The sequence below is a fragment of the Mesorhizobium sp. NZP2298 genome (assembly GCF_013170825.1).
In the GTDB taxonomy this organism is placed as follows: Bacteria; Pseudomonadota; Alphaproteobacteria; order Rhizobiales; family Rhizobiaceae; genus Mesorhizobium.
Genome location: NZ_CP033365.1, coordinates 2,413,559 through 2,435,551, shown reverse-complemented (window position 1 = coordinate 2,435,551; position 21,993 = coordinate 2,413,559). Strand labels below are relative to the sequence as shown.

The window sequence follows — 21,993 nt, the reverse complement described above, 5'->3', positions numbered from 1 at the left end:
ACGCGGCTGCCATCGGCCGGTCCTTTCCGCTATCCCGTCAATGAAGCGGAAGGGCGAACATGAACAGGACGATCCCAACCCTGGTCGGTTTCTCGGCCATTCTGACCTGGTCGTTCCTCGCGCTGCTTTCGACCGCGGCCGGACCGATTCCGCCCTTTCAACTCGCCGCCATGACATTTCTGCTCGGCGGCTCCGTCGGAGCCGCCAGCTGGATCGTTCGGCCCTCGGCGATCAGGTCGCTGCGGCAGCCATGGCAAGTCTGGGCGATCGGCACGGCAGGGCTGTGCATCTACCATTGTGCCTACTTTTTCGCGATCCAGTCGGCCCCGCCCGTCGAAGTGAGCCTGATCGCCTATCTCTGGCCATTGCTGATCGTTGTCTTCGCCGCCTTCCTGCCGGGAGAACGACTTAAACCTCACCACATTGCGGGTGTGGTCCTCGGCCTGGCAGGCGCCATCGTCGTCATCACGAAGGGCGGCAGCGTGGGGCTTGCCGCCGGGGTGAAGCCGGGCCACGTCATCGCGCTGTTCTGCGCTTTCGTCTGGTCCGGTTATTCCGTCCTGTCGCGCCGCTTTGGCCAGGTCCCGACCGATGTGGTCGCGGTTTACTGCCTCATCACCGCGGCGGTCGCCCTCACGCTGCATCTCACGCTTGAGAGCACGGTGTGGCCGCAAACACCGACGCAATGGAGCGCCATCGCCGTTCTGGGCGTGATCCCTCTTGGCGCCGGCTTTTACGCATGGGACTATGGCTGCAAGCACGGAGACATCATGATCCTGGGCGCGATCTCGTATGCCGCGCCGCTGTTCTCGGTGATCGTGCTGCTGCTGGCGGGTTTCGGCGTCTTCCACTGGTCCGTGGCGCTGGCTTGCGTGCTGATCACGGTTGGCGCGCTGATTGCCGCCAAGGACATGTTGCTCAAGCCGAAAAGAGAGGCCGCGGCGGAAACAGCAGCGCGCGCCTAGCCCAGGTCGATTGGCGGGGCGCCACGCTTCCATTGCCCCGCCACCATCCGGCCGCTCACCCAGACCTTGGCGATATTCGCCCGCGCCGCGTTGAGCACGATCTTCTGGAAGACATCGTCAAGCGTGTCGTCGGCCGCGTTGATGTGGATGTTCGAGGCGCTCGCCCTGGTGTCGATCAACAGCGCGTCGAATTCGTGCCCGACGCGAAAACTGCCTGTCGGCAGGTCCAGCGCTTCGGCACCGCCGGCGGTCGCCAGCCAGAACGCCTCCTGATGGGTGATCGGCTCTCCGGGCGCGCCGCGCTGCTCGGGCGGCAGCCCGGCATGCACGCCGCTTTGCAGCGTCCTCGACGCCGACAGAGCGTGCCGGCAGCCGTCGAACAGGGACGGGCTGTAGCCCCCCGAAATATCCGTCCCCAGTCCAACATGCATCTGCCGGTCCAGTGCCGCGCGCAGCGGAAACGCCGCATTGGCGAAGTAGACATTGGAGAGCGGGCAATGTGCGACGCCGGCACCCTTCTCCTTGATGAGGTCCATGTCCTGCCCGTCGATGAAATTCGAATGCGCCAGGATGGTGTGGCGGGTGAGCAGGCCGAAACCGTCCAGGCTGGCCGCATCGGTCTGACCGAAGCGCTCCTCCACGAATTGCTTTGCCCAGTCACTCTCCGAGCAATGCGTCTGCACATGGCAGCCGAATTCGGTCGCGAGTTCACCCAGCCCCTGCAAGGCCGCATCCGTGCAGCTCGGGATGAAGCGCGGCGTGATCACCGGCTGGACCAGCGGCCTCTCGCCCGAATCCAGTGACTGGACCGCCACGATGAAACGCCTGGTGTCCGAAACGGCACTCGCCGCATCGGCATCGCGGTAGAAGGGCGGGCACTGCTGGGCATCGTCCATCGCCACCTTGCCGACCAGGGCGCGCTGGCCCTTTTCCATGCAAGTCCCGGCAAGCGCCAGGCTCGCCTCGACATGGACGGTGGCGAAATAGAGCGCGGTGGTGGTGCCGTTGGCCAGAAGATTGTCGACCAGATCGGCATAGACCTCGCGGGCATAGTCGACGTCAGCGTAGCGGGCCTCGAGCGGAAATGTATATTTCTGCAGCCAGACTTCGAGCGGCACATCGAGCGCCTTGCCCATCTGCGGCCATTGCGGCGCATGGATGTGCAGGTCGACCAGGCCGGGCAGCAGGAACTGGCCGTCAGCAAGCCGCACCAGCGTACCGGACAGGCGGGCATCGCTTTCCCGCGCCGCATAGTCCGGATGGCCGGGCGCCAGAATCTCGGCGATCCGCCCCTGCGCATCGATGCTGAACAGATGATCTTCCAGCACTTCCAGCCTGCCGCGCTCCGGCGTGTGGAAGGCGGTGCCGAGCAGCGTGAAAGGTTCTCTTGTCATCTGTCGCTCCGGTTGTGCTGGCGCGTGAGACCGTCACTGCGTGGCCCACTAAAAAACAGTTGGCAAACCTTTGCGCCGCTGTCCTTTGCCGGCGACTGATCACATGATCGTGTAGAGATTTCCAGAGGGGACATCATGGCCAGAGGGGAGACCATGGAAAGCGTTGCGCCAGAGATCACTCTGATCGCCCAGTCGGACGATCCGTTGCCCTTGGGCAAGGCCGCCCTGCTCGGTCTCCAGCATGTGCTGGCGATGGACGTCTACATCGTGCCGTTCATCATCGCATCGGTGCTCGCCTTCAGCGTCGGCGATGCCGGCGCCTTCATCCAGTCGGCCTTCGTGGCGGCGGGCATCGCAACGCTGATCCAGTCGCAGCTCCTGATGCGGCTGCCTGTGGTGCAAGGACCGTCCTTCGTCCCGATCGGCGCGGTGCTGGCGATCGCCTTCGGCGCCGGCGGCGGCATTGGCGGACTGTCGGCGGTGATCGGCGCGCTCATTCCGGGCGCCATACTGGTCATGCTGCTCGGGTCGCCGACAAGGATCTTCCATCGCCTCGTCAACCGTTTCGTGCCGCCCATCGTCGGCGGCGCCATCATCATCGTGGTCGGCGTCGCCTTGATGCCGGTGGCACTCAAGGAAAGCGTGTTCGCCGTCCATGGCACCGCCACCGTTGGCGGCAACATCATCCTCGCCTTCATCGCGGCGGCGGTGCTTGTCGGCTGCATGCTGACCGGCATGACGCTCGGCGCGAAAGGCGCGTGGCTGCGCCTGCTTTCCGTCATCATCGCGCTTGTGGCCGGCAGCATCGCAGCCGTCTTCATGGGCCAGCTGGACATGACGGGCGTTTCCGCCGCGACCTGGTTTTCCATGCCGCGCATTGCGTTCCTCAACCTCGACGTGACCTTCTCGCTGTCGGCGACGCTGACCATGCTGATCGTCTACATCGTCGTCCTGGCCGAGACCACCGGCACCTGGTTCGCCGTCGGCGCCGTCATCGACAAGCCGCTGTCGGATGAACAGCTCGACAGGGGCGCCACCGGCGAAGGCCTCGGCTGCCTGGTCAGCGCCCTGCTATGCAGCACGCCGGTCACCGGTTACTCGTCCAATGCCGGCATCATCGCCATCACCGGCATCGCCAGCCGCGCCGCCTTTGCCGCGGCCGGCATCTTCCTGGTGCTGTTCGGGCTGATCGGCAAGCTTTCGGCGGTCATCGCCTCGATCCCGGGGCCGGTCATCGGCGGCGTCTTCGGCGTTCTCTGCGTCGTCATCGCCATGAACGGTTTTCGCGTGGTTCGCGGCACGCCGTTGACCGAGAGGAACATGCTGGTCATCGGCCTGCCGATCCTGATGGCACTGTTTGCCACGCTGGCGCCGCCGGATTTCGTCAAGACGCTTCCGGATATCGTGCAGTACATTCTGGGTTCATCCATCGCCTTCGGCGCCGTCTGGGCCATCGTGCTGCACCAGATCCTGCCGAACGCCCGATAGAGAGATCGGGAGGCCGGACACCAGAGTCCGGCCTTCCCGATCCCCGGCCTCCCAGTCTTTGTCGATGAACTTCGTCCCCGAAAATGAACTGCCGCGGGAGCTGAAGAACAGGCTCTCCGGCTATCGCTGGCACCGGCAAACCATCGGCAAATCAAAGGCCGGTGTGTTCCGGCTGGTAGCCGACGACAAGCCGGCCCTGTTCCTGAAATGCGAGCGGAACGGTCCCTTTGCCGAACTCGCCGATGAAGCCGCGCGGTTGCGCTGGCTTGCCGGACAAGGCATCGCCTGTCCCGATGTGATCGCCCTGGAAAGCCATGCCGGTCACGACTGGCTGCTGATGTCGGCCGTCGCCGGCGAGGATTTGGCGTCGGCGCCGATCGATCCGGCTGATGTCATCGAGATCATGGCCAGCGCGCTTCGCGACCTGCACACGCTGGATATCGGCTCCTGTCCCTTCGACCATCGCCTCTTCAGGCGGATCGCGGCCGCGCGATCGCGCATGGAGGCCGGCGACGTCGACGAAAGCGATTTCGACGATGAGAGGCAGGGCTGGACCGCCGCGAAAGCCTTCGCCGAGCTTGAGGCGCTGAGGCCAACAACCGAGGATCTTGTCGTCGCCCATGGCGATGCCTGCCTGCCGAATGTCATGGCTGCCCGGGACAGTTTCAGCGGTTTCATCGATTGCGGCCGGCTGGGCGTCGCCGATCGCCACCAGGATCTGGCGCTCGCCTGCTCGAGCATCCGCTATAACATCGGCGAGACCTGGATAGAGCCCTTTCTCGAACGCTACGGACCACCGCAAGAGCCGGCGAAGCTCTCCTGGTATCGGCTCCTCGACGAGTTTTTCTGAGCGGCCGATACCGGCCTGTCCCTGGTGGGCTTGTCTTGATTTTGTCATGCCACGGGTCTAAGCGGCAGGCACACGGTCGCGTACACGACGAAGGCCGTGCAATCCGACACGACGCGCAATCCGAACGCACCTTCGCAGGGGAGATCTGGCGATGATCAAGGCATTTGTCGTGGACAATGACCGCCTGCGCGTCGTCGATGACCTGCTGGCGGATGGCGACAGGGTCGTCTGGGCCGACCTGGTCAATCCGACCAAGGAGGAAGAGGCCACCATCGAAAGCTGGCTCGGCGTCGCCATCCCGACCCGCGAGGAGATGGAGGAGATCGAGATTTCCAGCCGCCTCTATATCGAGGACGGCGCCTACTTCATGACCGCCACCTTGCCCGCGCAGACCGAGATCGACGATCCCCTGATGTCGCCGGTCACCTTCGCACTCGCCGGCAACAGGCTGATCACCATCCGTTATCATGAACCCAAGGCCTTCAAGACCTTCCCGCTGCGCGCCGAGAAGGTGGCGACCGGCTGCACCACCGGCGACACCATCCTCATTGGCCTGCTTGAGGCGATCGTCGACCGTCTCGCCGATATCCTCGAGCGCGCCGGCCGCGACATCGAGGGGATTTCGCGCGACATTTTCGAGGCGCGCTCGACCAAGGTGTCGAAGCGCAACCGCGACTTTCAGGAATTGCTCAAAGCCATCGGCCGCAAGGAAGACATCACCTCCTCCGTCCGCGACAGCCTGATCTCGCTGCAGCGCCTCGCCGGCTTCCTTGCCCATGTCGCCACCCAGACCAAGATGAGCAAGGATGTGCGCGCCCGCATCAAGACCTTGTCGCGCGACGTGTTGTCGCTCGCCGACCACGCCACCTTCCTGTCCCAGAAGATCTCCTTCCTGCTCGACGCCACGCTCGGCATGATCTCGATCGAGCAGAACGCCATCATCAAGATCTTCTCGGTCGCCGCCGTCATCTTCCTGCCGCCGACGCTGGTCGCCTCGATCTACGGCATGAATTTCGATATCATTCCCGAGCTGAAATGGGAGCTTGGCTATCCCTTCGCCATCGGCCTGATGATCCTGTCGGCGATCCTGCCCTTCTGGTATTTCCGCCGCCGCGGCTGGCTCTGACCGCTGCCGCCGGCAGCCTTTCGCTGGCGCTGGCTTACCAGAAAGGACTTGACCAAATCGCCCGTGGCCTGCATCCGGGTTTGCCGATCCATGCGGGTCGCGCGTTCCGCAACCGGATTCCAGACCATGACCGGAAAGACATGGGCCTATGAGGATTTCGTCGAGGGTGCCTCGTTCGACCTCGGCACCAAACAGGTAACCGCCGCCGAGATCATCGAATTCGCCAGTGAATTCGATGCCCAGCCCATGCATCTCGACGAGGAAGCCGGCAAGGCCAGCATCCTGGGCGGCCTCTCGGCCTCAGGCTGGCACACCTGCGCCATGTTCATGCGCATGTGGTGCGACGCGTTCCTTTTGGATTCCACCTGCCAGGGTGCGCCCGGCGTCGACCAGGTCAGGTGGAAGAAGCCGGTCCTGGCCGGCGACAGGCTGGTCGGCACCATGGTCGTGATTGCCAAGCGCCTGTCGAAGTCGAAGCCCCATCTCGGTTTCGTCACCTTGCGCAGCGAGCTGGTCAACCAGCGTGGCGAAAGTGTCTTCGAGCTTGAGAACTCCGTCATGTTCCTGACGCGTGACGCGGCGGGGAATGTGGCATGACCCTGGACGAATTCTTCCGCACCGGCACCACCGTTACGCTCGGCTCGCATAAGTTCGAAGCCGAGGCCATCAAGGCGTTTGCCCGCAAATACGACCCTCAGATCTTCCACATCGACGAGGAGGCCGCGAGGAAAAGCCTGCTCGGCGGGCTTTGCGCCTCCGGCTGGCACACCGCCGCCACCTGGATGAAGCTCAACCTCGAAACCCGGATGGGCGCCGAGTGGACCGGTCCTGGCCCCGCGCCCGAATTCGGCCCCTCGCCCGGCTTCAAGAACCTGAAGTGGCTGAAACCGGTCTTCGCCGGCGAGACCGTCACCTTCACCCGCACCGCGCTGTCCCATCGCCCGATCTCGTCGCGTCCCGGCTGGCGGCTTTTGTCGCTGCGTTCGGAAGCTTTCGATTCGATCGGCGACAAGGTGCTGGAGTTTGAGAGCGCCGTGCTGGTGAAAGTGGAGTGATTTCTTCCTCCGCCCCGTCTACGGGGGTGAGAAGTGGTCCGCAACGCGGACGGAAAGCCAATTGCTTGGCTTTCCGAACGACGAATGCCCGCAGCGATAGCGAAGGGCCGGCATGCCCGAAGGGCGGATAAGGGGCGGCGCGAGCGGTGGTGCCTTAAACTCGACGGTCGTACTTGCCCCTCACCTTGCTCCGCTCGTGTTGCTCGCTTCCCTCTCCCCGCAAACGGGGCGAGGGAAAAACCTAATGTCCCTCGAACCCGATCAGCGTCCTTACCGGAACACCCAGTGCCTCGAGCTTGGCGCGCCCGCCCAGATCCGGCAGGTCGATGACGAAGCATGCCGCCAGTATATCGGCGCCGATCTGGCGCAGAAGCCTGACCGCCGCTTCCGCCGTGCCGCCGGTGGCGATCAGATCATCGACCAGGATCACCTTCTCGCCCGGCGAAACGCCGTCCTTGTGCATCTCCATCTCGTCCAGCCCGTACTCCAGGCTGTAGGCGACGCGCACCGTCTCATAGGGCAGCTTGCCCTTCTTGCGGATCGGCACGAAGCCGGCCGAGAGCTGATGGGCGACGGCGCCACCCAGGATGAAGCCGCGTGCCTCGATGCCGGCGATCTTGTCGATCTTCTGCCCGGCATAGGGATGCACCAGCTCGTCGATGGAGCGACGAAAGGCGCGCGCATTGCCGAGCAGCGTGGTGATGTCGCGAAACAGGATGCCTGGCTTGGGGTAATCCGGAATGGTGCGGATGGCCGAGAGCAGCGTCTCTTCTAGGGAGGATTTCATGGGCAATTGTTCCGTTGCCTTACAGTTTTGCCGGTAAGCGGCCGAAAAGAAAAGGGCGCCTTTCGGCGCCCTTGCATTTTCAGGTGCCGGCGCGGCTCAGTGCGCCACGCCTTCCCACACCTTGCGCTTGGTCATGTAGACGAGCGCGCCGAACAGAAGCATGAACACCAGCACGCGGAAGCCCATCTTCTTGCGGGCCTCCATGTGCGGCTCGGCGGCCCACGCCAGGAAGGCAGCCACGTCGCGGGAGTACTGGTCGACGGTCTGCGGCGAGCCGTCATCATAGGTCACCTGGCCGTCGGAGAGCGGCTTGGGCATCTTCAGCGACACGCCCGACATGAAGTACGGGTTGTAGTGCGTGCCTTCAGGGATGACCATGCCGGCCGGCGGCGTCTGGTCGTAGCCGGTCAGCAGCGAATGGATGTAGTCGGGACCGCCGGCGTCATACTGGGTGAAGATGTCGAAGACGAACTGCGGAAAGCCGCGCTCGACGCCGCGCGCCTTGGCCAGCAGCGACATGTCGGGCGGAGCAGCGCCGCCATTGGAGGCAGCAGCGGCTTGCTCATTGGCGAACGGCGCCGGGAAATGGTCCGACGGCTTGCCCGGACGGTCGAACATGTCGCCGGCATCGTTGGGGCCGTCATGGATGGTGTATTCGGCCGCCAGCGTCTTGATCTGCGCGTCGCTGTAGCCGAGGTCCGACAGCGTGCGGAACGCCACCAGGTTCATCGAATGGCAGGCCGAGCAGACTTCCTTGTAGACCTTCAGGCCGCGCTGCAGCTGCGCCTTGTCGTAGGTGCCGAACGGACCGGTGAAGCTCCAGTCCATTTCCTTCGGCTCGTTGATCGGGAAATGCGTCGGAGCCGCCGCATTGTGCGCCTCTTCGGCCGCGAACGCCGCGGTGCCGGCGGCCACAAGGCCGATGAGCGCAAGCGAGGTGAGAATCTTTTTCATGCCAAATCCCCTTAGATTCTCTACCGCTCAGCCCTTGGTCTGTGGTGCGGCCGTGGCGCCCGCCGGATGCCCGCTGCCACCCTTGTTCTTCTCCAGCACCGCCTCGGTAATCGAGTTCGGCAGCCTGCGCGGCGTCTCGATCAGGCCGAGGACCGGCATGATGATCAGGAAGAAGGCGAAGTAGAACAGCGTTGCCATCTGCGCCATGAACACATAGCTGCCTTCCGCCGGCTGCGAGCCCAGCCAGCCAAGCAGGATGGCATCGGCCACGAACAGCCAGAAAAACAGCTTGTACCAGGGCCGGTAGACAGCCGAGCGCACCTTCGAAGTGTCGAGCCACGGCACCAGGAACAGCATGGCGATGGCGCCGAACATGCACAGCACGCCGCCGAGCTTGGAGTTGATCGGCCCTATATTGAAGGTGATGGCGCGCAGGATCGCGTAGAACGGCAGGAAGTACCACTCAGGGACGATGTGGGCCGGGGTCTTCAATGGGTTGGCAACCGTGTAGTTGTCCGGATGGCCGAGATAGTTCGGCAGGTAGAAGACGAAATAGGCGAAGAAGAACAGGAACACGATCATGCCGAACGCGTCCTTGATCGTCGCGTAAGGCGTGAAGGCGACGGTGTCGGTCTTCGACTTGACCTCGATGCCGGTCGGGTTCGACTGGCCCACGACATGCAGTGCCCAGACGTGCAGCACGACAACGCCGGCGATCATGAACGGCAGCAGATAGTGCAGCGCGAAGAAGCGGTTGAGCGTCGGATTGTCGACGGCGAAGCCGCCAAGCAGCAATTGCTGGATCCACTCGCCGACCAGCGGTATGGCGCTGAAGAAGCCGGTGATGACGGTGGCGCCCCAGAAGCTCATCTGCCCCCATGGCAGCACATAGCCCATGAAGCCGGTCGCCATCATCAGGAGGTAGATGATGCAGCCCAGGATCCACAGCAGTTCGCGCGGTGTCTTGTAGGAGCCGTAATAGAGGCCTCGGAAAATGTGGATATAGACGGCGACGAAGAAGAACGAGGCGCCGTTGGCATGCATGTAGCGCAACAGCCAGCCGGAATTCACGTCGCGCATGATCTTCTCGACCGAATCGAAGGCCAGCGTGGTGTCGTTCGAGTAATGCATGGCCAGCACGATGCCGGTCAGGATCTGCGCCACCAGCATGATCGACAGGATGCCGCCGAAGGTCCACGCATAGTTGAGGTTGCGCGGCACCGGGTAAGCGATGAAGCTGTCATAAACCAGCCGCGGCAGCGGCATGCGGGCGTCGAACCAGCGTCCGAGACCGGTTTTGGGCGTATAGGTCGAGTGTCCCTCGCTCATCGAAATATCCCCTGCCTCAACCGATAAGGATCTTGGTATCGGAAATGAACTTGAATACCGGCACAGCCATGTTCTCTGGCGCCGGGCCTTTGCGGATGCGGCCGGCGGTATCGTATTGCGAACCGTGGCATGGGCAGAACCAGCCGCCGAAATCGCCTTCCTGGCCGAGCGGGATACAACCCAGATGCGTGCAGACCTGAACCATCACCATCCAGGCTTCCTTGCCGGGCGTGGTGCGGTTGGCGTCGGTCGCTGGGGCGTCGGCCGGCAGATTGGCGTTGCGGGCGATCGGATCCTTGAGATCGGCGAGCTTGACGGCCTCGCCGTCCTTCATTTCCTGTTCGGTGCGGTTGCGCACCACCACCGGCTTGCCGCGCCACTTGACGACCAGCGACATGCCCGGCGTTAGCGAAGAGACGTCGACCTCGACCGAGGCGAGCGCCAGCGTCGAGGCATCGGGGCGCATCTGGTCGATGAACGGCCATGCGAAGGCACCCGCGCCGACCACCGCAGCCATGCCGGTGGCAACGTAGAGAAAGTCTCGACGGTTGGGATCGTGGATGTCGGTTGCGCTCACGGGTGCCTGATCCTTTCGCCTCTTCCGCGCCGGTGGCCGAGCCTTGTTCCCCGCTCAATCACGCCAACCCGACAGCGCATGGCGAACAGGCTAGCGAATTCCTCCGGCATTTGGACTTCGGTTTATGCGTGAAGCCCGTTTTTGTCCAGACGGGTCAAGGCACAAGGGCAGATTGTCGCGGGGACAAAATCCCCTATTGCGCGGCAAGGCGGGCAACGGCCGCGAAAGGCGGCTAAACAACCGGGAAATATCAGCAAAATCCGGCGTCCTTGTTTACCTCGACATAGGACACCGGTGTGATCTATCTTCCCTGGCATGGCGCACGTCATCGACCGTGAGGAATGGGCCGTTCGTTCCGACGGCTGGAAGGGCGAGTTGGAATGCGGCGCCTACGGCTCCAACTCCTGCCTGATCTTCAACTACCTGCCTGATGTCGGCGGCGGCCCGCGGCTGCATTCCCACCCCTACGCGGAGATTTTCATCATCCGCCAGGGCACCGGCCTGTTCACCATCGGCGATAAGGAAATCGAGGCCTCCGCCGGCCAGATTGTCATCGTGCCACCTCACACGCCGCACAAATTCACCAATCTCGGTCCGGGGCCGCTGGAGACCACCGACATCCATGAGAACGGCAGTTTCATCACGAAATGGCTGGAGTGATCCCTACATGGCGCCGAGCCTGACCAGCACGGCTTTGGGGATGTCGTATTCTCGGATCACGGCGTCGTGCTTTCGCAGGCCGCACAGTTCTCGCTGGATGAAATAGCCATGCACCGCGGCGGCCGCCTCCTTGAGCAGAAGGGCGCGCGTCTGCTCGTCGCCATTGTCGCGCAGTCTGGCCAGGGTTTCTTCCACGCGCTGTCCGGCACGGCCGAGCGCGGCCGCCTTCTCGGCGAGGACCTCATGCCCAAGCGCGTCGAAGGCCGCTTCAGCGGCCGAGGTGGCGGCAGGATGAGATGGCGGACGCAAGGACATTTCAATACCCCTTTCCGAACACCATGCGATGGGTGACGAATTCTTCGCCTTCCACGCGCTGAAAGCCAAGCCGTTCATAGAAAATGAAGGCTTCCCGCGGCGCCCGGGTGTTCAACACGGTGAAATAGCGGCGTGCCCGATCGATGACGGTCTCGACCAGCATGCGACCAAGGCCGGCGCGACGGTGAGGAGCGCTGACGAAAAGGTGCCGGACCCGGCCATGGCCCCTGCCCTCGACATAGGGATCGATGTTGAGCCCGCACACACCGGCGAGTTCGGCGCCATGCCATGCCCCGAACAGCGCCTCGCCCCGCTTCAGGAACTTGTTGCGGCCGCCAGAGCTATTCCCGCTTGCCCAGCCATCCGCCAGGCGCACCAGCATCCAATAGCCTTCCAGCCGGCTCTCGTCCTTCAGCCTGTCGAAGGCCGGCGTGGTCGGCCGCAGCCGCTTGATCTCATAACCGATCTCTGGGCTGAGCGTTCCACCCATGCGCCTACTCCGCCGGCCGCGTCTCTTCGAGCACGCTTTCCTCGTGATAGAGGAAGCCGCCGGACTGCCGCTTCCACAGCCGCGCATAGAGCCCGTCGAGCGCCACCAGTTCGTCGTGCGTGCCTTGTTCGACGATGCGGCCGCCATCCAGCACCACCAGGCGGTCGAGCGCGGCGATCGTCGACAGCCGGTGGGCGATGGCGATGACCGTCTTGTTCTCCATCAACCGGGTGAGGTTCTCCTGGATCGCCGCCTCGATGTCGGAATCGAGCGCCGAGGTCGCCTCGTCTAGGATCAGGATCGGCGCGTCCTTGAGGAAGACACGCGCGATCGCCACACGCTGGCGCTGGCCGCCCGACAGTTTCACGCCGCGCTCACCGACAAAGGCTTCGTAGCCGGCACGGTCCCGGTTGTCCCGCAGACCCAGGATGAAATCATGCGCCTCGGCCTTCCTCGCCGCCGCGATCACCTCGGCATCGGTCGCGTCGGGCATGCCGAGCTTGATGTTGTCGCGCAGCGAGCGGTGGAACAGCGCGGTGTCCTGGCTGACGACGCCGATATTGGCGCGCAACGAGTTCTGCGTTACCTGGGAAACATTCTGGCCATCGATGGTGATGGAACCGCTTTCCAGGTCGTAGAGCCGCAGGATCAGATTGGCGAGCGTCGTCTTGCCGGCACCCGACGGCCCGACCAGCCCGACCTTCTCGCCTGGCCGCACGACAAGGTCGATGCCGTTCAGTACACCGAACCCCTTGCCGTAGTGAAACTCGACATTCTTCACGTCGATGCGCCCGCCGGCGACGACGAGCTCCTTCGCATCGGGTGCGTCGGTGAGCCCGAGCGGCTGCGAGATCAGCGCCTTGGAATTCTCCAGCACGCCGAGATTCCGCAGAATGCTGTTGAGCTGCATCATCAGCCGGCCGAGCAGCATGTTGAGCCTGAGCACCAGCGACAGCGTGAAGGCGACCGCGCCGACGGTGATCGAGCCCTCGACCCAGAGATAGACGGCAAAACAGCCGATCGCCGTGATCATGATGCCCGACAAAGTCGTCAGCGCCATGCGCACGCCGGTCAGCCTGCGGGTGAAAGGACGCAGCGCGTCGAGATAGATGTCGAAGCCATTCCTGATGTAGCGGTCGTCGCCGTCGGCCGCGAACAGCTTCAGCGTCTGCACGTTGGAATAGGAATCGACGATGCGGCCATTGATCATCGAGCCCGCCTCGGCGGTCGCCTCGGCATGCTTGCGGATCGCCGGCAAATAGAGCCTGGCCAGCCAGCCAAAGGCCACGATCCAGATCACCACCAGCGCCGCCAGCCTGAGATCGAGCCCCGCGACCAGCGCCAGCGTCGTGACCGTATAGACGAGCATGAACCAGACGACCTCGATGAAGCTCTCCATCAGGTCGCCCGTGGCCTGGCCCGCCTGCCAGACCTTGGTGGCGATGCGGCCGGCGAAATCGTTCTGGAAGAATGCGTAGGACTGGCGCGAGACGTGGCGATGCGCCTGCCAGCGCACCAGATTGTAGAAGCCGGGCGTGATCGTCTGCTCGTCGACCAGCGCCGACAGGCCGACGACGATGGTGCGGATGACCAGCACCACCGCGACCATGAAGACAAGCTCCGGGCCGGCGGCGGTCCACAACGCATGCCAGCTGCGCTCGCCGGGAAGCTGGTCGAGAATATCGACAAGCCGCCCGACGAAGTAGAACAGGCCGGCTTCGACCAGCGGCGCGATGCCGCCGATGACCAGCATGGCGAAGAAGGCGAATTTCGCCTGGCCGACATAATGCCAGAGAAAACCGCCGACGCCCGCCGGTGGCCGAAGATTCGCCGGCTCCCTGAATGGATAGACCCAGTTCTCGAACCAGCGATAGACGGCTGTCATCATTCGGCAGCTTGGCCCTTTGCAATTGCGTCATTGGCGACTTCGGTCGGTATGTCCTCAAGCAGGAACCCGCCCGACTGGCGTTGCCAGAGCTGCGCGTAGAGCCCGCCTTTGGCGACCAGTTCGTCGTGCGAACCTTCCTCGATGACACGACCCTGATCCATCACCACAAGCCTGTCCATCGCCGCAATAGTCGACAGCCGGTGCGCGATCGCGATAACGGTCTTGCCCTGCATGAGCTTGTAGAGATTCTCCTGGATGGCCGCTTCGGCCTCGGAATCCAGCGCCGACGTCGCCTCGTCAAGGATAAGTATCGGTGCATCCTTCAACATAACGCGAGCGATGGCGATGCGTTGCCGCTGGCCGCCGGACAATTTGACGCCGCGGTCGCCGACATAGGCGTCAAACCCCTTGCGGCCGTTGTGGTCCGAAAGTCCGCCGATGAAGTCCAAAGCCTCGGCTCGCCGCGCCGCCTCGACAAGCATATCGTCGGTGGCGTCGGGGCGGCCATAGAGGATGTTCTCGCGCACCGAACGATGCAAAAGCGAGGTGTCCTGCGTGACCATGCCGATCTGCGCCCGCAGTGAATCCTGCTTCACACCGGCGATCTCCTGGCCGTCGATCAGGATCCGGCCGCCCTCCAGGTCGTAAAAGCGCAGCAAGAGATTGACCAGCGTCGACTTGCCGGCGCCCGAGCGGCCGACAATGCCGACCTTCTCGCCAGACTTCACCGCCAGCGACAGGTTTTCGATGACGCCTTTCTGCTTGCCGTAGTGGAAGCGGATATCCTCGAAACGGATCTCGCCCCTGGAAACGGCGATCTCCTTCGCATCCGGCCTGTCCTCGACAAGGCGCGGCAGCGAGATCGAGGCGATGCCGTCATGCACCGTGCCGATGTTTTCGAACAGGCCCGACATTTCCCACATGATCCATTGCGACATGCCCCACATTCTGAGCACCAGGCCGATGACCACGGCGACCGCGCCGATCGTCACCACTTGCCCCATCCACAGCCACAGCGAGATGACGGTGACCGAGAACAGGAGCAGCGCGTTCAGCATGTAAAGTGTGCCGAAAAGCACCGTCACCAGCCGCATCGACCGATAGACCGTGTCGAGGAAGCCCATCATGCCTTCCCTGGCGAAAGTGGCCTCGCGGCGCGCATGGGAAAACAGCTTGACCGTCTGGATGTTGGAGTAGCTGTCGACAACGCGGCCGGTCATGATCGAGCGCGCATTGGCCTGTTCCTCGCCGACCTTGCCCAGCCGGGGAATGAAGAAGCGCAGCAACAGTATGTAGCCGACCAGCCAGACGCCCAGCGGCGCGGCCAGCCGCCAGTCGGCCGAACCGACGATGAACAGCATGCCGAGGAAGTAGACGATGACGTAGTTCAGGACGTCGATCACCTTGATGACGCATTCGCGCACGGCGAGTGCCGTCTGCATCAGCTTGGTGGCGATGCGGCCGGCGAACTCGTCCTGGTAGAAGCTCATCGACTGCTTGAGCAGGTAGCGGTGCACCTGCCAGCGGATGCGCATGGGATAGTTGCCCATCAGCGTCTGCTGGTTGAGCAGCGAATGCAGCCACACCGTGCCGGGCAGCGCGAACAGTACGATGAAGGCCATGCCGGCGAGCTTCCAGCCCTCCGTCTGCAGGAAGGTTTCGCGATTCTGCCCCGACAGCCAGTCGACGATGCGGCCAAGGAAGCCGAACATCCACACTTCCGCGATGGCGATCGCCGTCACCAGCACCGCATCGATGAGGATATAGGGCCATGCCCCGCGCGTATAATGCAGGCAGAAGGCAACCAGGGTCTTGGGCGGCTCGACCGGTTCCGCTGCGGGGAACGGATCGAGCCTTCTTTCAAACCAGCTAAACAACAACATAAGTCATGCCTGTGAAATCTGTTTTCCGCTTACGCGGCTTGGCGACGTACGAAATCCCCGGCCCGCATGGCGCCGAGGGCCGACGGTCGGGAATCACCCGGACCGTCGGCCCTGCTTCGCGCTATATAGGGGTTCGCGGGCTTTTCGCCGACAGGCGCGTTTGTCGATCCTGCCGACACCGTGCCGCCAGCCCGGTTTTTCGCGCCCGGTCGGATCAGCCGGATGATCCGGCGCACCAGCGACGGCCGGCTCGGATCGGGAACGGCGCGCGAGAAATCGACATCCGGCAGCATGCCGCGATGCGGGCGGCGGCGGACTTCGGCATGAACCGCCGACGAATAAGTGTCGCCGATCAGTAGCGCCCATGTCGGCAGCCGGTGGACATGCAGGCTCCTGGAGCCCGGTATTCTGTAGGGATCGAACATTGGTCCGTCCTCCGTGTGAAAATAGCGATAAAAAGGCGAAGCAACATCCTCCGCCGGCATTCGGCCGGAGGCGTGGGTTGCGTCGGTCCGGACGCGACGCCAAGCATCGGTCCGGACATGTTCAGACTGGGCGTTCAGCCCTTTTGACTTTTTGAAAAACATCGCAGGATTCCTTCAAGGGCCGAAAAGGTGTTTCGGCGGGAATCGGTGCGATCAAGTCTTAGAGAGTCAGGAGAATCGTCGTACCGAAACCGCCGGCAGGCGTACAAGCCCACGAGAGGGGCGCTGGATGTGCATGGTCATCATGAATTACCCCTCCATCGGTTCGGGTTGACAATGCTGGCCGTATACCCGACTTCGCAAAAAATGGCCACCCGCAGGTCCAGGAATTTCCAAAACCGAGAGGCCCCTGTGGCCGATCTGCCACTTATTAGAAGGACGCGGAAATGAACCGTCGTCTCCGCATCGCGCTCTACCAGCCTGACATTGCCGGCAATACCGGGACAATCCTGCGCTTCGCCGCGTGCCTCGGGCTCGGCGTCGACATCATCGAGCCGGCCGGCTTTCCGCTCTCCGACAAGGCGCTGAAGCGCGCCGGCATGGATTATCTCGAAATGGCTGCTCTGACCCGCCATGTCGACTGGCAGACCTTCGAGGATTGGCGCAAGGCCAGCGCGCACCGGCTGGTGCTGCTGTCGACCAAAGCCACGACCGCCTATACCGGCTTCACCTTCGCCGACGGCGACATCCTCTTGTTTGGCCGCGAATCCGCAGGCGTGCCGGATCCTGTCCATCAGGCGGCGGATGCGCGGCTGACCATCCCCATGCAGGGCACCGCGCGCAGCATAAACGTCGCGTTGTCCGTCGCCATGGTGGCGGGCGAAGCCATCCGGCAGCTCGGATAGGATCGGCGGCCCGTCGACAGCGCCCTTGCCGTCGCCGACGACAGTGGTTTCTCCAGTCATTCTCACCCAGGCGCACATCGCCTTCTCCTGTCATTTGCCCGATCAGTATTTCTTCGCTACAAGCTCAACCTAACTTGAGGTCAAGCGGAAAAGTCGGAAATGGCTCCAGTAACGGAATTGACGGTCGGCCAGGTGGCCATGCGCAGCGGCGTCGCGGTGTCGGCGCTGCATTTCTATGAAGCGCGCGGGTTGATCCGCAGCCATCGCACGTCGGGCAACCAGCGGCGCTACGGCCGCGACGTGCTGCGGCGGGTGGCGATCATCCGGATCGCCCAGGAGGTCGGCATCTCGCTCGCCGAGATCGGCGAGGCACTGGCATCACTGCCGGAAGGCCGCACGCCGACGCGCGATGACTGGAGCCTGCTTTCAACGGCCTGGCGCGATGGGCTCGACCACAAGATCGCTCAGTTGAAGAAACTGCGCGACGGGCTGACCGACTGTATCGGCTGCGGCTGCATGTCTATCGACAAATGCCCGCTCAGGAACAAGGGCGACCGGCTGGCAAGGCAAGGCACGGGGGCGAGGCGTCTGGTGGTGGGGTCCTAATCCGCCACCGGCAACCGCCTTATCGTGAACTCGATCAGGTCGCCGGGGCGCTCGAACCAGCTTTCGATCTCGGTCCAGTAGGCTTGCTTCGGAAAGCGCTCGAACCATTCCTTGGCCTTGAGCCGCGCATCGGAGCGCGGCAGGACGAAGGTTTCGCGCAGGAAACCGTCGCGCGGCATGCGTGCGCGCTCGGCCCGACTTTGGTCGAGCCTTTTCTTCAAGCCATCCAGCGGCGGTCTTGCCGGGGTGCGCACGAAAAAACTCCTTGCACCGCAGCGCATGATCCGAAACCGGGTTTCGGAAAGGATCACGCGCAAAACCAAAGTCCTGCGGCGTTCCCTGCGCGTCCAATAGACGCGCGGCGCTGCAACGGGACTTGACCCTGTTCCTCAGGAGATTAGGGATCGCGCCCGGAAAAGACGAGTCTTTTGTCGACTCACCGCCCCGCAATCGGAGACGGCACTTGGAACGACCCGAACTACCTGCCGGCCTGCCCGCCGACATCGAAGAGAAGAAGATGAAAGCCCGCCTGTGGTTCGAGGCGCTGCGCGAACGCATCTGCGGCGCCTTCGAGCAGATCGAGCAGGATCTCCAGGGCCCACTGGCCTCATGGTCCCCGGGCCGTTTCGAGAAGACGCCTTGGGAGCGTGACCAGGGCAAGGGCGGCGGCGGCACCATGTCGATGATGCATGGCCGTGTCTTCGAGAAGGTCGGCGTCCACACCTCGACCGTCTATGGCGAGTTCTCGCCTGAATTCAGGAAGCAGATGCCCGGCGCCGAGGAAGACCCGCGTTTCTGGGCATCCGGCATTTCGCTGATCGCGCACCCCTGGAATCCCAACGTGCCGGCCGTGCACATGAACACGCGCATGGTGGTGACCTCGCGTCAGTGGTTCGGCGGCGGCGCCGACCTGACCCCCGTGCTCGAACGCCGCCGCACCCAGGACGATCCCGACACCGTCGCCTTCCACCGCGCCATGCAGTTCGCTTGCGAGAAGAACGCCGGCGTCGCCGACCATCCGAAATTCAAGAGCTGGTGCGACGAGTACTTCTTCTTAGCCCACCGCAACGAGCCGCGCGGCACCGGCGGCATCTTCTTCGACTGGCTGCATTCGGGCGAGGAGAAAGGCGGCTGGAATGCCGACTTCAACTTCGTCCAGGATGTCGGGCGTTCCTTCCTTGTCGTCTACGGCCACCTCGTGCGCGCCAACTTCAACGAGAACTGGACCGACGGTGACCGCGACGAACAGCTCATCCGCCGTGGCCGCTACGTCGAATTCAACCTGCTTTATGACCGCGGCACCATCTTCGGCCTGAAAACCGGCGGCAATGTCGCCTCGATCCTGTCCAGCCTGCCGCCAGAAGTCCGCTGGCCGTAAATGTCAGGTAAGCGCAAGGCGCACGGAGCTTTGATGCAACCAGACTGCCCCTTCCGTGTTATCGTCTCTGCCCTGCTCATGGTCCAAAGGCCTCACTTGTGATCGACCGTGGGCAAAGGAGTTGTGGAGCCTTTGACAGGCTTCACGGAGGAAAAAGGAGAAATCCGATGAAGCAATTCCACTGCGGGTCGCTCGTTCCCGGCTGTGACTGGCACACCCGTGCCGACGAGGAAGCCGAAGTGATGCGCCGTGCCGTCGAGCATATGCGTGAGACGCATGGTGAGACTGTTATCCGCGAAACGATGATCGAGGCGATCCGCTCGCGCATCGAAAAAGCCCGCGACGCAGCCTGACCTGAAGCAGCTAGTACCCTATCCGGCGTTCAGGGCTTGCGCGGCGCGTTCGAGCAGCGCGCCGCGGTCCGGCGCAAATCCGGCATCGATCCATTCCGCCTCGAGGTTCTTGAGGATTTCACCCAGCTTCGGCCCTGGGGTCGCGCCGAGCGCCGTCAGATCGGCGCCTTTCAGCGGAAACACCGGCTTTTGCCATTTGAGCGCGAAGGCCAGCAGGCGCGAAAAGCCACCGGCCTCTAGCAGCGCGTCATTGTTCTCGACAGCGCGCACCCGCGCTGCCGCAAGCGACAGCCGCAGGCGGTCGACAAACCCTTTCCGGTCGCCGCGATAGAGCCGCTTGGCCAGTTCGCCCTCGGTAATCTTCGGCTCGACGGCGGTCGTGAGTGCCCAATGGCGCAAGCGGTATGCTTCATCGGTCGAAAATCTGAGTCGCTCGGCAAGCGTTTGCATGCGCGCGGCATCCGGCGGCACGATCGCCTCCAGCCGCAGCAGCGGATCCGCCGCCCAGCCGAGATCCGTTTCGGCTTTGGTCAGCCCATGGATGGCATCGATGCCCCATTTCTCGCTTTCCGGCAGCGCGGTGGTCAGCACACTTGCCTGCCGCATCCACAGCAACGCCCGCGACGGGTCAGGTGCCGACAGAAGCTTCTTCAGCTCGGACCAGACGCGCTCCGCCGAAAGTTGAGCCAAGCCCTCCTTCAGCCGGGCGCAGGCTTTCAGCCCTTCGGCGTCCGGCCGGCCCTCGCCATACCAGGCGAAGAAGCGGAAGAAGCGCAGGATGCGCAGATAATCCTCGCGGATGCGCGCTTCCGGGTCGCCGATGAAGCGCAGCCGGCGCGCCTCGATGTCGGCGATGCCGCCGACCAGGTCGACGACAGTGCCATCGGCGTCGGCGTAGAGCGCGTTTATGGTGAAGTCGCGCCGCTCGGCGTCGAGCTTCCAGTCGCGCCCGAACGACACCTTGGCGCGGCGGCCGTCGGTCTCGACATCGGCGCGCAAGGTGGTGACTTCATAGGGCTTGCCGCCGGCGACGACGGTGATCGTACCGTGCTCGATGCCGGTTGGCACCGGCTTGAAACCTTCCGCCCCGGCGCGGCGAATGGTTTCGTCAGGCAAACAGGTGGTGGCGATGTCGACGTCGGCAACCGATTGGCCCATCAGCGTGTTGCGCACCGCGCCACCGGCGACACGCGCCTCTTCGCCCCCTTCAGCCAGGGCGGCAAGCAGGCGCTGCAAATGCTTGTCGGCGAGCCAGTCGGCCCTGCCCGCGATCGAAACACTCACGCATAAAGCCTTTCATAGAGCGTGCGGATGATGCCGGCGGTGACGCCCCAGATGCGCCGGTCGCCATAGGGCATGTCATAGAAGAACCATTCGAGATCGTTCCACATGCGGCTGTCGCGCTTGTGGTTCAGCGGGTCCATCAGGAAGTGCAACGGCACTTCGAAGGCGGCATCGACTTCGTCGGCGTTCAAGCTTAGCTGGAAGCCCGGCCGAACGATGCCGAGCACCGGCGCGATCCTGTAGCCGCTGCCGGCGACATAGTCCGGCATGCGGCCGATGATCTCGATGCGGTCCCGGCCAAGCCCGATCTCCTCGAAGGTCTCGCGCAGCGCCGCCGCTTCCGGGCTTGCGTCGGTCGGGTCGATGGTGCCGCCGGGAAAGGCCACCTGTCCCGAATGGCTGCGCAGCTTTTCGGCCCGTTTGGTCAGGAGAACCGTGGCCTCGCCATCATGATCGACCAACGGGATCAGCACCGCCGCGTTGCGCAGCGCCTTGCCCTGGTTGAGGCGCGGATGGCCCGGATTGAAGCGATGGTCGCCATAATCGTCACTGGCATGCGCTTGCGGCTGCGCGGCAAAGCGCGCGCGAAAATCCGCCGATGAAAACGGCGCCGGTGACACCTGGTCCATCATGCGCTCAGCCGCTTCAGTTGGCCAGCCGGCATGATTGGAAACACAGCGCCCTTCGAGCGGACCGCGAACATGGTCTCGCCGCCGACCTCGATCTCTTCGCCATGCCCGACCAGTTCGTACATGACAGGCCGCGCCACCAGCGCTTCCAGCCGGCCGCGTACCAGCACATAGGGCTTCAGGCCGCCGGTCTCGTTCTCGTCCACGAAGCGCAGCGGCCGCTCCGGTCCGGCCTCGACCACGTCGCCGACATTGGTGCGGAAGGTGATGATCTGTTCCTCGCCGCTGCCCGAAACATCCAGTTCGACGGCGATGAACGGCGCGTCGGCGACGCGGATGCCGACTTTTTCCACCGGCGTCACAAGATAGGTCCTGCCGTCCGCGTCCTTGCGCAGCACCGAGGAGAAAAGCTGCACCAGCGGCATGCGGCCGATCGGCGTTCCCAGGTAAAACCAGGTGCCGTCGGCCTTGATCTCCATGTCGAGATCGCCGCAAAAGTCTGGATTCCAGCGCTCGACGGGGGCCGCGCCCTTGCCGGCACGCGCCGCGCGCGAGATCAGCGCCTCGAGGCCCCGCGCCTCGGTTGCCTGGGTAAGGCTTTGTTGGCGATGTTCGTCGTGTTCCGTCATCGTCACGAAATAGTCACTGTTGT

25 protein-coding genes are annotated in these 21,993 nt (G+C 63.6%); 11 read left to right on the top strand and 14 right to left on the bottom strand.

The window, feature by feature from the left end; all coding sequences use genetic code 11:
• Nucleotides 1-59: 59 nt before the first annotated feature.
• Nucleotides 60-965 carry an aromatic amino acid exporter YddG gene (yddG, locus tag EB231_RS11735; protein ID WP_172348947.1) on the top strand — a complete coding sequence of 302 codons (906 nt, stop codon included), beginning with the start codon at nucleotides 60-62 and terminating at the stop codon, nucleotides 963-965.
• Here yddG and guaD read toward each other — a convergent pair.
• Complete coding sequence (gene guaD / locus EB231_RS11730; RefSeq protein ID WP_172348946.1) at nucleotides 962-2,359, bottom strand: guanine deaminase; 1,398 nt, start codon at nucleotides 2,357-2,359, stop codon at nucleotides 962-964. The genes yddG and guaD overlap by 4 nt on opposite strands.
• 135 nt (nucleotides 2,360-2,494) lie before the next feature.
• Between guaD and EB231_RS11725 the strand changes: the two genes are divergently transcribed.
• From EB231_RS11725 to EB231_RS11705, 5 genes are all read left to right on the top strand, one after another.
• The gene (locus EB231_RS11725; RefSeq protein ID WP_246740919.1) at nucleotides 2,495-3,847 is read left to right on the top strand and encodes a uracil-xanthine permease family protein; all 1,353 of its coding nucleotides are present in this window, start codon (nucleotides 2,495-2,497) and stop codon (nucleotides 3,845-3,847) included.
• A 64-nt stretch (nucleotides 3,848-3,911) separates the two neighbouring features.
• Complete coding sequence (locus EB231_RS11720; RefSeq protein WP_172348945.1) at nucleotides 3,912-4,697, top strand: APH(3')-II family aminoglycoside O-phosphotransferase; 786 nt, start codon at nucleotides 3,912-3,914, stop codon at nucleotides 4,695-4,697.
• 151 nt (nucleotides 4,698-4,848) lie between these two features.
• Complete coding sequence (gene corA / locus EB231_RS11715) at nucleotides 4,849-5,823, top strand: magnesium/cobalt transporter CorA (RefSeq protein ID WP_172348944.1); 975 nt, start codon at nucleotides 4,849-4,851, stop codon at nucleotides 5,821-5,823.
• 126 nt (nucleotides 5,824-5,949) lie between these two features.
• The gene (locus EB231_RS11710; protein ID WP_172348943.1) at nucleotides 5,950-6,420 is read left to right on the top strand and encodes a MaoC family dehydratase; all 471 of its coding nucleotides are present in this window, start codon (nucleotides 5,950-5,952) and stop codon (nucleotides 6,418-6,420) included.
• Nucleotides 6,417-6,878, top strand: coding sequence for a MaoC family dehydratase (locus tag EB231_RS11705; RefSeq protein WP_172348942.1), 462 nt, complete (start codon nucleotides 6,417-6,419; stop codon nucleotides 6,876-6,878). Before EB231_RS11710 ends, EB231_RS11705 begins: the two co-directional genes overlap by 4 nt.
• Nucleotides 6,879-7,119: 241 nt before the next feature.
• On the opposite strand, the gene EB231_RS11700 is transcribed toward EB231_RS11705, so the two are convergent.
• From EB231_RS11700 to petA, 4 genes are all read right to left on the bottom strand, one after another.
• The gene (locus EB231_RS11700) at nucleotides 7,120-7,665 is read right to left on the bottom strand and encodes an adenine phosphoribosyltransferase (protein ID WP_172348941.1); all 546 of its coding nucleotides are present in this window, start codon (nucleotides 7,663-7,665) and stop codon (nucleotides 7,120-7,122) included.
• A gap of 96 nt (nucleotides 7,666-7,761) precedes the next feature.
• Nucleotides 7,762-8,619: a cytochrome c1 gene (locus EB231_RS11695; protein ID WP_172348940.1), complete on the bottom strand. Its 858-nt coding sequence runs from the start codon at nucleotides 8,617-8,619 to the stop codon at nucleotides 7,762-7,764.
• A 27-nt stretch (nucleotides 8,620-8,646) separates the two neighbouring features.
• Entirely contained in the window at nucleotides 8,647-9,948 is a 1,302-nt protein-coding gene (locus tag EB231_RS11690) for a cytochrome b (RefSeq protein ID WP_056577996.1), read from the bottom strand.
• Nucleotides 9,949-9,964: 16 nt separating this feature from the next.
• Nucleotides 9,965-10,525 carry a ubiquinol-cytochrome c reductase iron-sulfur subunit gene (petA, locus tag EB231_RS11685; RefSeq protein ID WP_172348939.1) on the bottom strand — a complete coding sequence of 187 codons (561 nt, stop codon included), beginning with the start codon at nucleotides 10,523-10,525 and terminating at the stop codon, nucleotides 9,965-9,967.
• A 315-nt stretch (nucleotides 10,526-10,840) separates the two neighbouring features.
• Here petA and EB231_RS11680 point away from each other — a divergent pair, with 315 nt between their 5' ends.
• Complete coding sequence (locus EB231_RS11680) at nucleotides 10,841-11,185, top strand: cupin domain-containing protein (RefSeq protein WP_172348938.1); 345 nt, start codon at nucleotides 10,841-10,843, stop codon at nucleotides 11,183-11,185.
• A 3-nt stretch (nucleotides 11,186-11,188) separates the two neighbouring features.
• On the opposite strand, the gene EB231_RS11675 is transcribed toward EB231_RS11680, so the two are convergent.
• From EB231_RS11675 to EB231_RS11655, 5 genes are read right to left on the bottom strand one after another with little or no spacing between them, the layout of a single operon-like run.
• Entirely contained in the window at nucleotides 11,189-11,500 is a 312-nt protein-coding gene (locus EB231_RS11675) for a DUF6665 family protein (RefSeq protein ID WP_172348937.1), read from the bottom strand.
• A gap of 1 nt (nucleotide 11,501) precedes the next feature.
• The gene (locus EB231_RS11670) at nucleotides 11,502-11,990 is read right to left on the bottom strand and encodes a GNAT family N-acetyltransferase (protein ID WP_172348936.1); all 489 of its coding nucleotides are present in this window, start codon (nucleotides 11,988-11,990) and stop codon (nucleotides 11,502-11,504) included.
• A 4-nt stretch (nucleotides 11,991-11,994) separates the two neighbouring features.
• Nucleotides 11,995-13,878, bottom strand: a complete 1,884-nt coding sequence (locus EB231_RS11665; RefSeq protein WP_172348935.1) for an ABC transporter ATP-binding protein — start codon at nucleotides 13,876-13,878, stop codon at nucleotides 11,995-11,997.
• Nucleotides 13,875-15,761 carry an ABC transporter ATP-binding protein gene (locus EB231_RS11660; RefSeq protein ID WP_172348934.1) on the bottom strand — a complete coding sequence of 629 codons (1,887 nt, stop codon included), beginning with the start codon at nucleotides 15,759-15,761 and terminating at the stop codon, nucleotides 13,875-13,877. The genes EB231_RS11665 and EB231_RS11660 overlap by 4 nt, the downstream gene beginning before the upstream one ends.
• Nucleotides 15,762-15,790: 29 nt before the next feature.
• The gene (locus tag EB231_RS11655; protein WP_246740918.1) at nucleotides 15,791-16,186 is read right to left on the bottom strand and encodes a hypothetical protein; all 396 of its coding nucleotides are present in this window, start codon (nucleotides 16,184-16,186) and stop codon (nucleotides 15,791-15,793) included.
• A 446-nt stretch (nucleotides 16,187-16,632) separates the two neighbouring features.
• Here EB231_RS11655 and EB231_RS11650 point away from each other — a divergent pair, with 446 nt between their 5' ends.
• Nucleotides 16,633-17,091 carry a tRNA (cytidine(34)-2'-O)-methyltransferase gene (locus EB231_RS11650; RefSeq protein WP_172348932.1) on the top strand — a complete coding sequence of 153 codons (459 nt, stop codon included), beginning with the start codon at nucleotides 16,633-16,635 and terminating at the stop codon, nucleotides 17,089-17,091.
• A 159-nt stretch (nucleotides 17,092-17,250) separates the two neighbouring features.
• Nucleotides 17,251-17,697: a redox-sensitive transcriptional activator SoxR gene (soxR, locus tag EB231_RS11645; RefSeq protein ID WP_172348931.1), complete on the top strand. Its 447-nt coding sequence runs from the start codon at nucleotides 17,251-17,253 to the stop codon at nucleotides 17,695-17,697.
• Here the strand turns inward: soxR and EB231_RS11640 are convergent.
• The gene (locus EB231_RS11640; RefSeq protein ID WP_027030665.1) at nucleotides 17,694-17,951 is read right to left on the bottom strand and encodes a hypothetical protein; all 258 of its coding nucleotides are present in this window, start codon (nucleotides 17,949-17,951) and stop codon (nucleotides 17,694-17,696) included. The genes soxR and EB231_RS11640 overlap by 4 nt on opposite strands.
• Nucleotides 17,952-18,160: 209 nt before the next feature.
• On the opposite strand from EB231_RS11640, the gene hemF reads away from it, so the two are divergent.
• Both hemF and EB231_RS11630 read left to right on the top strand, forming a co-directional pair.
• Complete coding sequence (gene hemF, locus EB231_RS11635) at nucleotides 18,161-19,075, top strand: oxygen-dependent coproporphyrinogen oxidase (RefSeq protein WP_172348930.1); 915 nt, start codon at nucleotides 18,161-18,163, stop codon at nucleotides 19,073-19,075.
• Nucleotides 19,076-19,242: 167 nt separating this feature from the next.
• Complete coding sequence (locus EB231_RS11630) at nucleotides 19,243-19,428, top strand: DUF1059 domain-containing protein (protein ID WP_172348929.1); 186 nt, start codon at nucleotides 19,243-19,245, stop codon at nucleotides 19,426-19,428.
• 18 nt (nucleotides 19,429-19,446) lie between these two features.
• On the opposite strand, the gene EB231_RS11625 is transcribed toward EB231_RS11630, so the two are convergent.
• The 3 genes from EB231_RS11625 to EB231_RS11615 are packed head-to-tail and all read right to left on the bottom strand — an operon-like array spanning nucleotide 19,447 to nucleotide 21,970.
• On the bottom strand, nucleotides 19,447-20,712 hold the full coding sequence (locus EB231_RS11625; RefSeq protein WP_172348928.1) for a CCA tRNA nucleotidyltransferase: 1,266 nt from the start codon (nucleotides 20,710-20,712) through the stop codon (nucleotides 19,447-19,449).
• Nucleotides 20,709-21,341, bottom strand: a complete 633-nt coding sequence (locus tag EB231_RS11620; protein ID WP_172348927.1) for a CoA pyrophosphatase — start codon at nucleotides 21,339-21,341, stop codon at nucleotides 20,709-20,711. The genes EB231_RS11625 and EB231_RS11620 overlap by 4 nt, the downstream gene beginning before the upstream one ends.
• A complete protein-coding gene (locus tag EB231_RS11615) occupies nucleotides 21,341-21,970 on the bottom strand; it encodes a DUF1285 domain-containing protein (RefSeq protein WP_056578021.1) in 630 nt (209 codons plus the stop codon). The genes EB231_RS11620 and EB231_RS11615 overlap by 1 nt, the downstream gene beginning before the upstream one ends.
• Nucleotides 21,971-21,993: the final 23 nt, after the last annotated feature.